Annotated in this window: 12 protein-coding genes and 1 pseudogene; 7 read left to right on the top strand and 6 right to left on the bottom strand. The window is 63.6% G+C overall.

The features are described 5' to 3' along the window. Both K675_RS0127090 and K675_RS0127085 read left to right on the top strand, forming a co-directional pair. Positions 1 to 290 (top strand): annotated as a pseudogene (locus K675_RS0127090) (diaminopimelate epimerase); the annotation flags it as partial. Between the two features lie 189 nt (positions 291 to 479). Next, complete coding sequence (locus K675_RS0127085; protein ID WP_017906598.1) at positions 480 to 1,055, top strand: hypothetical protein; 576 nt, start codon at positions 480 to 482, stop codon at positions 1,053 to 1,055. 5 nt (positions 1,056 to 1,060) lie between these two features. Here the strand turns inward: K675_RS0127085 and K675_RS0127080 are convergent, their stop codons facing one another. Together K675_RS0127080 and uvrB are read right to left on the bottom strand one after the other, a co-directional pair. After that, positions 1,061 to 2,020 carry a hypothetical protein gene (locus K675_RS0127080; protein ID WP_026145569.1) on the bottom strand — a complete coding sequence of 320 codons (960 nt, stop codon included), beginning with the start codon at positions 2,018 to 2,020 and terminating at the stop codon, positions 1,061 to 1,063. Positions 2,021 to 2,211: 191 nt separating this feature from the next. Beyond that, positions 2,212 to 4,227, bottom strand: a complete 2,016-nt coding sequence (gene uvrB, locus K675_RS0127075; RefSeq protein ID WP_017906596.1) for an excinuclease ABC subunit UvrB — start codon at positions 4,225 to 4,227, stop codon at positions 2,212 to 2,214. Between the two features lie 337 nt (positions 4,228 to 4,564). On the opposite strand from uvrB, the gene K675_RS0127070 reads away from it, so the two are divergent. The 3 genes from K675_RS0127070 (at position 4,565) to K675_RS0127060 (ending at position 9,085) form a co-directional block, all read left to right on the top strand. Continuing rightward, on the top strand, positions 4,565 to 5,761 hold the full coding sequence (locus K675_RS0127070; RefSeq protein ID WP_017906595.1) for an amino acid aminotransferase: 1,197 nt from the start codon (positions 4,565 to 4,567) through the stop codon (positions 5,759 to 5,761). Between the two features lie 453 nt (positions 5,762 to 6,214). Continuing rightward, complete coding sequence (gene cfa / locus K675_RS0127065) at positions 6,215 to 7,402, top strand: cyclopropane fatty acyl phospholipid synthase (RefSeq protein ID WP_017906594.1); 1,188 nt, start codon at positions 6,215 to 6,217, stop codon at positions 7,400 to 7,402. 357 nt (positions 7,403 to 7,759) lie between these two features. Then, complete coding sequence (locus K675_RS0127060) at positions 7,760 to 9,085, top strand: OprD family porin (RefSeq protein ID WP_017906593.1); 1,326 nt, start codon at positions 7,760 to 7,762, stop codon at positions 9,083 to 9,085. On the opposite strand, the gene K675_RS31485 is transcribed toward K675_RS0127060, so the two are convergent. The 4 genes from K675_RS31485 to K675_RS0127040 are packed head-to-tail and all read right to left on the bottom strand — an operon-like array spanning position 9,086 to position 12,056. Continuing rightward, on the bottom strand, positions 9,086 to 9,886 hold the full coding sequence (locus tag K675_RS31485; RefSeq protein WP_017906592.1) for a GGDEF domain-containing protein: 801 nt from the start codon (positions 9,884 to 9,886) through the stop codon (positions 9,086 to 9,088). It abuts the gene before it with no gap. Positions 9,887 to 9,908: 22 nt separating this feature from the next. Beyond that, entirely contained in the window at positions 9,909 to 10,298 is a 390-nt protein-coding gene (locus tag K675_RS0127050; protein WP_017906591.1) for a DUF1987 domain-containing protein, read from the bottom strand. A 19-nt stretch (positions 10,299 to 10,317) separates the two neighbouring features. Further along, a complete protein-coding gene (locus K675_RS0127045) occupies positions 10,318 to 10,887 on the bottom strand; it encodes a SiaB family protein kinase (protein WP_017906590.1) in 570 nt (189 codons plus the stop codon). Further along, on the bottom strand, positions 10,884 to 12,056 hold the full coding sequence (locus tag K675_RS0127040; RefSeq protein ID WP_017906589.1) for a SpoIIE family protein phosphatase: 1,173 nt from the start codon (positions 12,054 to 12,056) through the stop codon (positions 10,884 to 10,886). Before K675_RS0127040 ends, K675_RS0127045 begins: the two co-directional genes overlap by 4 nt. Positions 12,057 to 12,418: 362 nt before the next feature. On the opposite strand from K675_RS0127040, the gene K675_RS0127035 reads away from it, so the two are divergent. Further along, positions 12,419 to 12,694 carry a DUF2282 domain-containing protein gene (locus K675_RS0127035; protein ID WP_017906588.1) on the top strand — a complete coding sequence of 92 codons (276 nt, stop codon included), beginning with the start codon at positions 12,419 to 12,421 and terminating at the stop codon, positions 12,692 to 12,694. Then, positions 12,691 to 13,128, top strand: a complete 438-nt coding sequence (locus K675_RS0127030; protein WP_017906587.1) for a DoxX family protein — start codon at positions 12,691 to 12,693, stop codon at positions 13,126 to 13,128. The genes K675_RS0127035 and K675_RS0127030 overlap by 4 nt, the downstream gene beginning before the upstream one ends. The last annotated feature ends 130 nt before the right edge of the window (positions 13,129 to 13,258 follow it).

Raw genomic sequence — 13,258 nt, 5'->3', positions numbered from 1 at the left:
CGGGGGGGGGGGGGGGGGAGCCGTGTCCCGCCGGGGTCAATCTGCAGTGGGCCACGCTCGAGGCGCCCGGGCACCTGCAGGCGCGGGTGTTCGAACGGGGCGAAGGGCCGACCGCCTCCTCGGGCACCAGCGCCAGCGCGGTGGCCTGTGCGGCGTGGCGGGTCGGCTGGGTGGCCGCCGGCGAGGTCCGGGTCAGCATGCCGGGCGGCACCGCACCGATTCGTCTGCTGGAGCGGGCGGGCGAACTGCAGGACGTCCACCTGTTCGGCACGGCCCGGCGCCAGGTCTGATCGTCACGACGCGGCAGCGCTGACGCGCCGTTCGGATTCTCCTGTCTCGTCGGCGGGGCGTTGCGCCCTTGTCCGGCCAGGGCGCTTTTTGGCTTGATGAATCGACGGGATCACCGGCCGACGAAGGCCGCTCCCGGCCGGGCCACAAGAACGGACCCGGATTCTCAACCCGATCAAATGGAATTTGTGATGAACGCGCTCAGAGGTTTATGCGGTACGTTGTTGTTTTCGGGGCTGATGTTCGCGGCGCTGGCCCAGGGCGGGCAAGCGAACGGCGAACAGTTGGCGGCGTCCTCCACCGCCCCCGACGGTGTCGAACCCACGCCGGCGGAGGTGCTGGGCGGGACCCGCACCGACTATTTTTCCTGCTCGGTCGGGCGTTTCAGGGGGGAGCTGGAGGCCAGGGTGGCCTTCGCTTCCGCCGGCAGCTCGGCCTATTTCGATGTCAGTACGGTGCGCTACCGGATCGTGCGCAGCGGTGGCGAGGGCGGGGGCAACAAGGCCAACATCAATTTCCACCTCGATACGCTCAATCGCCAGGGCGTGGTCCGGGGCAACGATGTCTACCATTCGCCGGATTCGCTCAAGCAGGATGGCAACTGGCATCTGCTGGACGTGAACCGCATCGTGCGCACCGACTACCAGGGGGCGGTGACCTTCGAGTTCATCTTCGACCGCTCCAAGTCCAGCGACAGCCGTTGCGCGGCCCACAAGACCTATCAATGGGCCGGCGCCGCGGCCACGCGTGCGACCGCGGCCGAATAACACGCTCAGGGCGTATCGAGGGCTGACGCTTCGCGAATCAGGAAGTGGTCCAGGTTCTCGATTTCACAGCTGAAGACGCTGAAGGTCTGCTCCGGGTTCTTCTTGCTCGGCACCTGTTTCAGTTCCGGCGTGACCCCGTAGAAGAAGCAGTACAGGTCATCGGCCTGGTCGATCACACTCTTGATCTCCTCGAGGAACGCCGTGCGCTGGCGGTAGTTTTCGATCAGGCTCTTGCTCAGGTAGACATTCACCGAACAGCGCTTGCGATCGGCCCACACCGGCTTGTCGAAGACCACGCTGAAGCTGCTCCCGTAGTCCCTGATTTCCTTGATCCTGCCCCAGTAGATCAGGCCCTTGCGGTCCTGGCAGTACTCGACCCTCTTGAAGAAGGCGTTGTAGTTCAGGCTCAGGTCGCCGATGGTCAGCGGCATGCGCTTGAGCAGGTCCTTGTTGGCGAAGTTGGAGACGAAGCACTCCACCGGATGGGCGAACACGCTGGTGCGGGTCGGCGCGGTCCTGGGGGCGCTGCTGGCGGCATTGTCGGCTGCCGCTCGTGGCACTTCCCGGGGCGCGGCCAGGTCGGCCGCCTCGGGCTTGGCGGGCTTGCGGGTGTAGGTGCGCCGGCTCAGCAGCAGTTCCACCGGGAAATTCTGCTCGCCTTCGATCTCGTCCGCCGGCTGGTCCGGGTCGAGAGCGGTTTCCGGGCTGAGGTAGGGGCAGTCCGCCAGGTGCCGGGTGCTGGGCATGTTCTTGAAATGCGGCGTGCGCTTGAAGCGGACCCGGCGGGCATTGTAGGTGGTCAGATGGTTACTGCGGTCGAAGGCGTTGCGGCAGGCATCGTTGGGGCACTGGAAGGTTTCCGTGTCCGAATCGAAGGGCACGGTCTCATCGAAGTTCAGGTCGCGAACATCGTAGATCGTCAGTTTCTCGTCGAGACTGACGCAATAGGCTTTGTCGAATTTCATGCTCGGTCCATCGGCGGCGCGGTAGGGCATTAATACCACAGGCATTCCGGCCTGGTGTACCTGCCGAACGGGCAAGGCTCGCGTGCCGGGTGGCGGTAGCTTCGCGAGCAAGCCCGCTTCCACCGGGATTGGGGGGGGCTGCTGTTGCGGGGGGCGGGGAGCGGGTTGCCCGCGAAGCTTGTAAATCGCGGCTACACGTTCAGCAGGCGCTCACGCAGCTTGGCGATCTCGTCGCGCATCTGTGCGGCGGCCTCGAACTCCAGGTCGCGGGCCAGTTGGTACATCTTTTCCTCCAACTGGCGAATGCGCTTGCTGATCTCGCTCGGCGAGCGCAGTTCGTTCTCGTAGCGGGCGTTTTCCTCGGCGGCCTTGGCCATGCCCTTGCGCTTCTTGCTGCGCGAGCCGGGCACGGTGGCGCCTTCCATGATGTCAGCGACGTCCTTGACCACGCCCTTGGGGGTGATGCCGTTGGCCTCGTTGAAAGCGATCTGCTTGTCGCGCCGCCGCTCGGTCTCGCCGATCGCCCGCTGCATGGAGCCGGTAACGTTGTCCGCGTAGAGAATCGCCTTGCCATTGAGGTTGCGCGCGGCGCGGCCGATGGTCTGGATCAGCGAACGCTCGGAGCGCAGGAAGCCTTCCTTGTCGGCATCGAGAATCGCCACCAGCGACACTTCCGGCATGTCCAGGCCTTCGCGCAGCAGGTTGATCCCCACCAGTACATCGAAGGTGCCCAGGCGCAGGTCGCGGATGATTTCCACCCGTTCCACGGTGTCGATGTCCGAGTGCAGGTAGCGCACGCGGATGCCGTGGTCGGCGAGGTAGTCGGTCAGGTCCTCGGCCATGCGCTTGGTCAGGGTGGTGACCAGCACGCGTTCTTCCAGGGCCACGCGCTTGTTGATTTCCGAGAGCAGGTCGTCGACCTGGGTCAGGGCTGGACGCACCTCCACCTGCGGATCCACCAGTCCGGTAGGGCGTACCACCTGTTCGACCACCTGGCCGGCGTGTTCGGCCTCGTAGTTGCCGGGGGTGGCGGAGACGAAGATGGTCTGCGGGCTCACCGCTTCCCATTCATCGAAGCGCATCGGCCGGTTGTCCAGGGCCGAGGGCAGGCGGAAGCCGTATTCCACCAGGGTTTCCTTGCGCGAGCGGTCGCCCTTGTACATGGCGCCGACCTGCGGAACGCTGACGTGGGACTCGTCGATCACCAGCAGCGCATCCGGCGGCAGGTAGTCGTAGAGGGTCGGCGGCGGGGCGCCGGCTTCGCGTCCGGAGAGGTAGCGCGAGTAGTTCTCGATGCCGTTGCAGTAGCCCAGTTCGAGGATCATCTCCAGGTCGAAGCGGGTCCGCTGTTCCAGGCGCTGGGCTTCCACCAGCTTGTTGCTGTTGCGCAGGTACTCCAGGCGCTCCTGCAACTCCGCCTTGATCCCCTCGACGGCCTCGAGCAGGGTTTCCCGCGGCGTCACGTAGTGGCTCTTGGGGTAGAAGGTGAAGCGCGGCAGCTTGCGGATCACTTCGCCGGTCAGCGGGTCGAAGGCCGACAGGCTCTCGACCTCGTCGTCGAACAGTTCGACGCGGATCGCCTCCAGGTCGGATTCGGCCGGGTAGATATCGATCACGTCACCGCGCACGCGGAAGGTGGCGCGGGCGAAGTCCATGTCGTTGCGGGTGTACTGCAGGTCGGCCAGGCGACGCAGCAGGGCGCGCTGGTCGAGCTTGTCGCCACGGTCCACGTGCAGGACCATCTTCAGGTAGGTTTCCGGGCTGCCCAGGCCGTAGATGCAGGACACCGTGGTGACGATGATGGCGTCCTTGCGTTCGAGCAGGGCCTTGGTCGCCGACAGGCGCATCTGTTCGATGTGGTCGTTGATCGACGCGTCCTTCTCGATGAAGGTGTCGGAGGAGGGCACGTAGGCTTCCGGCTGGTAGTAGTCGTAGTAGGACACGAAGTACTCGACGGCGTTGTTCGGGAAGAACGTCTTGAACTCGCCGTACAACTGCGCGGCCAGGGTCTTGTTCGGTGCCAGTACCAGGGTGGGGCGCTGCACCTGGGCGATCACGTTGGCGATGCTGAAGGTCTTGCCCGAACCGGTCACCCCGAGCAGGGTCTGGTGGGCCAGGCCGGCCTCGATGCCTTGGACCATCTGGCGGATCGCCTCGGGTTGGTCGCCGGCGGGCTGGAAGCGGGTGACGAGCTGGAATTCGGACATAACGTACCTCTTGCATGTGCCACACAGGCACGTCTGCCCGGCAGGCCGCGCAGCGACGAAAAGATCGACCACGACAGCAGGTCGCGGAAAAAAACATCATAAGCCTGGAAGTGGTGTTTCGTCCGACCGCTTTCAAGGCAAGCGTCTGTCGGACGCAACGTTACATTTCGACTGTCGGGCGTAAAATAAATCCAAAAAACTTGTCGGATTCCGACAATAGTCGGTCGCCCTCGCCATTGATGGCCTCTATACTAGCTCCCCGTTTGTGCACCGCTCTAGTGCAATCGGCTGGAGCGCTGTCACGCCCGATCACCCTCCATTCAGAGCCGCCGCAATAATGAGCCTGTTCTCCGCTGTCGAAATGGCACCACGCGATCCTATCCTGGGCCTCAACGAAGCATTCAATGCCGATACCCGCACCGACAAGGTCAACCTGGGCGTGGGCGTCTACTGTGACGAAAGTGGCAAGATTCCACTGTTGCGTGCCGTTGTCGAAGCCGAGACCCAGCGCGCGGCGCAGCATGCTTCCCGTGGCTACCTGCCGATCGACGGTATCGCCGCCTACGACAAGGCGGTGCAAACCCTGCTGTTCGGCGCGGATTCGCCGTTGATCGCCGCCGGTCGCGTGCTCACCACTCAGGCCGTCGGTGGTACCGGCGCACTGAAGATCGGTGCCGACTTCCTCAAGCAACTGCTGCCGAACGCCACCGTGGCGATCAGCGACCCGAGCTGGGAAAACCACCGCGCCCTGTTCGAAACCGCCGGTTTCCCGGTGCAGAACTATCGCTACTACGATGCCGCCAGCAACGGTGTGAACCGTGCCGGTCTGCTGGAAGACCTCAACGCGCTGCCAGCCAAGTCGATCGTCGTGCTGCACGCCTGCTGCCACAACCCGACTGGCGTCGACCTGAGCCCGTCCGACTGGCAGGACGTGCTGAACGTGATCAAGGCCAAGGATCTGGTGCCGTTCCTCGACATGGCCTACCAGGGCTTTGGCGCCGGCATCCACGAAGACGCTGCCGCCGTGCGCCTGTTCGCCGAGTCGGGCCTGACCTTCTTCGTCTCCAGCTCGTTCTCCAAGTCGTTCTCGCTGTACGGCGAGCGCGTCGGTGCGCTGTCGATCGTCAGCGAGTCGAAGGAAGAGACCGCCCGTGTCCTGTCCCAGGTCAAGCGCGTGATCCGTACCAACTACTCCAACCCGCCGACCCACGGCGCGACCATCGTCGCCACCGTGCTCAACAGCCCCGAGCTGCGTGCCCAGTGGGAAGCGGAGCTGGGCGAGATGCGCGATCGCATCCGTGACATGCGCATGCAGATGGTCGATCTGCTGGCCAAGCATGGCGCCAAGCGAGACTTCAGCTTCGTCGGTCGCCAGCGTGGCATGTTCTCCTACTCCGGCCTGACCGTGGAGCAGGTGGCACGCCTGAAGAGCGAGTTCGGTATCTATGCCCTGGATACCGGCCGTATCTGCGTGGCTTCGTTGAACCAGCGCAACATCGAGACCGTGGTCAAGGCCATTGTCGAGGTGATCTGATTGCAGGGCGGGGCCGTTCCCGCCACGCTCTTCGGATGCAAGAAAAGCCCGCAGCGATGCGGGCTTTTCTGTTTGCGTTTCCCGCCCGCCCGGCCCCTTCGCGGCGGTTCGGCGCCCCGACAAGCCCGGCTCCTACGGTTTTACCGTGTTCGCAGGTTTCGTGATTGTCTCGCCTCCTGTAGGAGCGGCCCGCCGACGCCCGGTTGCCCGCGAAAGGGCCAGCAGCCTTACCGGAAAACTCCCAGGTATCAGCCTCTCTGCCACACCTTCGGTAAATTCATAAATTGTTACAAGTTCGGTAAAGCACTTTTATCAAATCCTTGTTTGTCAGGCTCAAGAACCCGGACATAAGCTTCCGAGAGCTTCGAAAGTCAACCTGAGCGCCTGCGTCCACGGTTTGAACAATGGCCTCGTTGTCCTCTTCCAGTGCAAGTTGAGAAGTAAGGATTCCCGATGCAGTCAAAGTGCGAAGATTCTTTAGCCTCCCATCCCTGCAACAGCCCCGGGCGCTCCACCGAAAGCAACCCACCCAGCAGTTCCCATCGACTGGCCGAAGCGCTGCTCGACAAGGCCGGCCTGCGCCTGGACGGTCGCGCCCCGTGGGATATGCGCCTCAACCGCCCGGGCGTACCGGAGCGTGCCCTGTCCGAAGGCAGCCTGGGGTTGGGGGAGGCCTACATGGACGGCGACTGGGACGCCGATCAGTTGGACGAATTCTTTGCCCGCCTGTTGCGTTCCGGGCTGGCCGATGGGGTCAACCCGATGGCCATGCTGTTTCACGCCGCACGGGTCAAGTTGCTCAACCGGCAGAACCGCAAACGGGCCTGGCAGGTCGGTGAACAGCACTACGACCTGGGCAGCGATTTCTACGCGAGCATGCTCGACCCGCGAATGACCTACACCTGCGGTTACTGGCGCGAGGCCGAAAACCTGGTCGAGGCGCAGAATGCCAAGCTCGACCTGATCTGCCGCAAGCTGCGCCTGGAGCCGGGCATGCGCGTGTTGGACATCGGCTGTGGCTGGGGCAGTTTCATGTCCTACGCGGCACAAAACCATGGCGTCGAATGCGTCGGCGTGACCATCTCCCGGGACCAGGCCGAGTGGGCCCGGCAGCGTTATGCCGGGCTGCCGCTGGAGTTCCGCCTGCAGGATTACCGCGATGTCGACGAACCGTTCGATCACATCGTCAGCATCGGCATGTTCGAGCATGTCGGGCGCAAGAACCATCGGGTCTACATGGAAACCGCCGCGCGCTGCCTCCGGGATGACGGCCTGTTCCTGCTGCACACCATCGGCAAGAACCGTCGCCATTCCACCACTGATCGCTGGATCGACAAGTACATTTTTCCCAATGGCGACCTGCCTTCCATTGGCCAGATCGGCGATGCCGTCGACGGCCTGTTCGTGGTCGAGGACCTGCACAACTTCGGCGCCGACTACGACAAGACCCTGATGGCCTGGTACGAGAACTTCGAAGCGGCCTGGCCGCGCTTTGCCGCGCAGATGGGCGAGCGCTTCCGTCGCATGTGGCGCTACTACCTGCTGTCCTGTGCCGGGGCATTCCGCGCCAGGGATATCCAGCTGTGGCAATGGGTACTGTCGAAGCAGGGGGTGGTGGGAGGTTACCAGCGTGTGTCCTGAGCGCCCGGCCGCGTCGAGTTAATGATCGATGAAGAATCTTTCATGGCTAATTAACTCGTCGAGCCTTAATGGAAAAATATATATAGAAACCGGCAGTAAAAATAACAATAGGGGCTTGTGGTCGGTGGCCTGAAGTGTTCCGGTTCCCATCGCAGGCGCGCCCAGGGCGCGCGCCGAAGCGCGACAGACAAAGCCCGGCCGGATCCCCGCTTCTGTATTCCTGAAGATTGTCTTTGGCCTTCGGGCACCTCTGCCACTCATTGCTCCACGTTTCCACTCTCCGCGCGGATGACAGCGTGCGCGCTGTCGTTCGCTCCAACAAAAGAGTGAAACTTCATTAACCAGGGGATAATAACGATGTCGGTAAAGATCAACTTGCTCACACTGGCGGTATCACTGGGCCTGGCCCAGGTCGCGATGGCCGATTCCATCGCCGACCAGAGTGACGCCAAGGGCTTCGTCGAAGACAGCAGTCTCAACCTGCACCTGAAGAACCAGTACTTCGACCGCGACCGCAAGGATGGCAAGTCCGACCTCAAGGACTGGACCCAGGGCATCTTCGGCAACTACAGCTCCGGCTTCACCCAGGGCACCGTCGGTTTCGGCGTGGATGCCTTCGGCTATTGGGGCATCAAGCTCGACGGCGGCCCGGGCACCGCGGGTACCGGCAACCTGCCGATAGGCCGCGATGGCTCGCCCGAGGATGACTATGCCAAGGCCGGCGGTGCGCTCAAGCTGCGGGTTTCCAAGACCGAGCTGCGCTATGGCGACATGCAGCCGACCGCGCCGGTCTTCGCCGCCGGCGGCACCCGGCTGATCCCGGAAACCGCCACCGGCTTCGACCTGCAGAGCAGCGAGCTCAAGGGGCTGGATCTGGAGGCCGGGCACTTCACCAGTGGCACCGGGGTGGTCACCACCAGCCACGACCATGACCTGTACGCGACCTACGCCAACGTTCCGACCAACGCGGTCAGCTTCCTGGGCGGCAAGTACAGTGTCAATGACGACCTGAACTTCACCCTCTACGGTTCCGAGTTCCAGGACATCTGGCGCCAGTACTACACCAACGCCAACTACACGCTGCCGCTTTCGCCGGGGCAATCGCTGAACTTCGACTTCAACCTGTACCGTACCCTCGACGAGGGCCAGGCCAAGGCCGGAGCGATCAACAACACCACGTTCTCCTTCGCCACCGCCTACACCTTCCTGACCGCACATACGGTGACCCTGGCCTACCAGAAGGTGCATGGCGACACGCCGTTCGACTATGCTGGTTTCGGCACCAACGGCCCGGGCGACGGTGGCGATTCGATCCTGCTGGCCAACTCGGTGCAGTACTCGGACTTCAACGGTCCGGGGGAGAAATCCTGGCAGGCGCGCTATGACCTGAACATGAAGAGCTATGGCGTGCCGGGCCTGAGCTTCATGACCCGCTATATCCACGGTGACGACATCGATGGTACCAAGATGGCGGCGGACAGCCCGTACCGGGCCTATGGTTATGGCGCCAACGGCGAGCACCATGAAACCGATGTCGAAGCCAAGTACGTGGTCCAGGGTGGCCCGGCCAAGGACCTGTCCCTGCGCCTGCGCCAGTCGTTCCACCGGGGCAACGCCGACCAGGCCGAAGGCAACAACAACGAGCTGCGGCTGATCGCCGATTATCCGATCTCGATCTTCTGATCAGGCGGCGGGGGAGGAGGGCTCTTCTCCCGCCGGATGCTGCGGTTGCGTCTGTGCCGCCTCCACGCGGTTCCGGCCTGTGCGCTTGGCCTGGTACAGCGCGGCATCCGCCCGGCCGTAGGCGCAGTCGAAGCTGGTGCCCATGGGGCTGGCGCTGACGCCGAAACTGGCAGTGATCTGCCGGTTCACCGGGTGCCCGAAGACGTGCGTGGCGATCGCCTGGCGCAGGTCCTCGGCCAACGTCAGGCCGGCCTCGAGGGTGCCAGCGGGTATCAGCACGGTGAATTCCTCGCCACCGACACGGCCGATGAAGCCGATGTTGCCGACGATCCGCCGCAGGCAGCCGACGATGCCCTGGATCACCGCATCGCCGGCGGGATGGCCGAACTCGTCGTTGATGTGCTTGAAGTGATCGATGTCCAGCACCACCATCACCGCCCCGGTCTTCTGCAGGGCCTGCACGGTCAGGTCGATGACCGCGCCGCGGTTCAGCACGCCGGTCAGGGCGTCATGGGTGGCCCGGTATTCGAGTTGGCACGCCAGCGTCTGCAACCGCGCGTTGAGCGTGTTCATCTCGCGTTCGGCCCGGTCGCTGCGGCGGATCAGCCGGCGGGTCTCGCGCATCAGTCGCTCGAAGTGGACGGTCAGGTCGGCGAGCGCCTGCTGGTACACCGGGGCGCCGGCATCAGTCAGGGCCAGGATCGAGCGGGCGTCTTCGAGGGCGTCAGTTTCGCCGCGGAACAGGTCGGGCTCGGTTTCGTCCTGTGCCTGTGCGCCTGTGCGAGTGACTGAAGCGGTCATGCTCATCTTCCTTGTCGGGGAGTCAGTGGTGGGTCGTGGCGTGGTCGTTGAAGACGATCGCGGTGAAGTCGGCCTTCAGTTCTTCGCCGAATTCGAAAATGGTCTCGTCCTCTTCGTCGTGGTACCAGTTCACCTGCATTTCGTTGCCCGACTGGGCGGCCTGGTCCAGGGCATCGAAGATGCTGAACAGCATCTTGGTACTGGAGCTGTTGAAGTAGGCCAGCGCGATGTTGGTGGTGATCACGGTGTCCTCGCGGGAGGCGAGGTAGCTACGCAGTTGCTGGAGGACAGGGGCATAGAAGGCGGCGGCATTTTCCGGGTATGACTCACCCTTGATCGTCAGCAGATTCTGATCGAAACGAAAGTCGACTTCCGGCGAGGTGGCGGTGGCTTCGATGTAGAAATTGTCCATGGTGATTGTGGCACTCTGATCAGATAGTTGCTTTGAGGCAGAACAGCGTGGTACCCGGCTCGTCTGCCCGTGGGTAGAAGTCGAACTCCAGCGGTGCGCTCGAATCGCGCGCCATGGTCAGGAAACCCAGGCCCGCGCCCTTGCTTTCCACTGGGGTTTCCGCTCGCAGGGTGATCTTGTAGGCCTGCTTGATCTCTTCCAGGGACATGTTGCGCAGCGGTTCCAGTTTTTCCCGCAGGTGGTCGACGTCGCGGGTGGCGATGGGGTTGGCACAGAGCATCAGGTGGCGGTCACCTTCGCTGCTGATACACACCGCGCCCTGGCGCAGTGCGGACTCTTCGCCGGGCTCGCTGGGCAGCGAGTCGGAGGAGTAGTGGATGATGTTCTGCGACAGTTCGACGAAGGAGGAGAACAGCTTGCGTCGCGTCGGTCCGTTGACCCCGGAGATCTCCAACTGCAGCCGGACCACTTCGGCCATCGCGCTGACGATGGTGTGGGAGAAATAGCCCATGTGATAGAAGATCACGTTGCGCTGCTGGGCCAGATCGAAGAAGTGGTAGTCGGGATGGGCAGCATTCGAATTGATCATGGTCGGTTTCCAAGACGCGCACAGAAAAGGGTGAGGTCGTCACGCCGGGCCTGCTCTCCTTGCCAATTGGCCAGCGTGCGTTGCAGGGCTTCGCAGATGACGGTCGCCGGTTGATTGCGGTGCTCCAGTATCGTGTTGAACGCCTTGCTCCTGCCGAAGGCGATGTTGCGCGGGCCGCCGATCTGGTCGGTGAGGCCGTCGGTGGCGATGAACACCAGGCTGGCTGGCGCCAGCGCGATGCGGTTCACCGGCCACTGGTAGTCGAGGGCGCTGTCCACGTAGCCGACGCCGACCCGTTGCCCCGCCAGGGTCTCCATCTGCTCGGCCGCGGGTGCCAGGACATGCAGCGCCATGCGCGCGCCGGCGAAACTCAGGGTCTGACTGGCGTTGTCGAACCAGAGAAACGCGGCGTCCAGGCCATCGTCGGATTCAGGCGTGCCGTCGCTGCCGTGCACCTGGCCGAGCAGTTCCTTGACGCTGCGGTTCACCGCCGCCAGCAGGGCGCCCGGGTCGCGGGGGCCGAGCCGGGCCAGCGCCTGGGTCAGCGACGAAGAGGCGATCAGGGTCATGAACGCGCCCGGCACGCCGTGGCCGGTGCAGTCGGCGATCGCACCGAACCAGCCATCGTGGTAGGCGCAGAAGTGATAGAAGTCGCCACCGACGACATCCCGCGGTTCCCACAGCAGGACAGCGTCTCCCAGTGTCGACTTGAGGGTGTCCCGCGAGGCGCGCAGCATCGAGCGCTGGATGACGCTGGCGTACTCGATGCTCTGCATGATCTGGCGGTTCTTCTCGGCCTGCATGGCCGCCACCACCGCCATCAGTCGCAGGCCGCTGCCGAGCCCGGCGAAGCGGCCGTCACGGGTGACGATAAACCCATCGGAGAGGGCCTTTTCCCCGGACTCCACGGTCTTGAAGGTCAGTTCCTCGATGCTCATGCCGGCGTCGACGACCAGCGGCTCCTTGTCCATGAAGGCGATGCAGCTCTTCTTGTCGTACAGCTCTCGGTGGAACGGCTTGCTCATCATCGACAGGAAGATATTGCGGTTGATCAGGCCGATGGGCCGTGCATCTTCCACCACCGCCAGGCACGCCATTTCCTTCTGCGAACCGAAGGTCTCCATCACCAGGGCGTTGGTGCTGTTGGCGTCGATCGCCGGCATCGGCATGCACAGATCACCGGCACAACGGTGGTCTCTGGAGCGTTGTGGACGCATGAAGGAGAAGCTTTCTGCACGCATGCTGGGAGTCGCCGGCAAAGTGAAGGCATAACGCTATCGCTCCATTATGACGCTCGTATGACGATCTCTCGTTTGCTTGCGCAAGCGGCCCGTTCCCGGCGGCAACGATCTGGCCGGGGCGTAGCTGTGTATCACAGTGTGTACGAACCGCTGGCGGATACATCCGGCGACTTCATGACCGGTTGCACGACACAGAGGGGATACACGCCCGCGATTAACTTTGCTCGTCGAACAGCGCAGCCGCTTGAGCCGCTGATTCGCTCACCCCATCGTTGATCAAGGAGAACACCATGAAGAGCAAATACGCCGCCCTCGCCGCCACCCTGGCCATTTCCCTCAGCGCATTCGCGGTCGGTGCCCACGCCGCCGATGACCAGGCCCCCAAGGAGAAATGCTACGGCGTGTCCAAGGCCGGTCAGAACGATTGCGCCGCCGGTGCCGGCACGTCCTGCGCGGGCACCGCCAAGACCGACTACCAGGGCAACGCCTGGGTCCTGGTCGACAAGGGTACCTGTACCCAGATCAAGACACCCAAGGGCTTCGGCTCCCTGACGGAGCAGCCATGAGTCGCAGCGCCGGGGCGGTGACCGCCGGCCTCGGCCGGCTGTTGCCCGAGTCCCTGTTGCTGCTGGTGGCCCGGCTGGGCATCGCTTCGGTGTTCTTCCTGTCGGGACGAACCAAGGTCGAAGGCCTGCTGACGATCAAACCGACGACCTATGTGCTGTTCCGTTCGGAGTATGCGTTGCCGCTGATTCCGCCCGAGCTGGCGGCCCACCTGGCGACCTATGCCGAGCACCTGTTCCCGATCCTGCTGGTGCTGGGGTTGCTGACCCGGCCGGCGGCGCTGGCCCTGCTCGGCATGACGGTGGTGATCGAGGTGTTCGTCTACCCCGACGCCTGGCCGACGCACCTGACCTGGGCCGGACTGTTGTTGCCACTGATCGCCTACGGCGGCGGCAAGTGGTCGCTGGATGGGCTGTTGCGCCGCGGGTCGAACTGACCCGCCGTCCGACGCCCTCTCGAACTGAAGATTTTCAACCACAACATCAGGCCATGACGGCTTGAGGAGATGCAGCATGCGTAAGTTACCGATCCTGGCCTTCAGCGCCCTGGCCCTGGCTGCACCGATG

The organism is Pseudomonas fuscovaginae SE-1 (genome assembly GCF_000364705.1).
GTDB lineage: Bacteria > Pseudomonadota > Gammaproteobacteria > Pseudomonadales > Pseudomonadaceae > Aquipseudomonas > Aquipseudomonas fuscovaginae_A.
The sequence above is the reverse complement of the archived record's forward strand: the minus strand, read 5'-3'. Positions and strand labels throughout refer to the sequence as shown.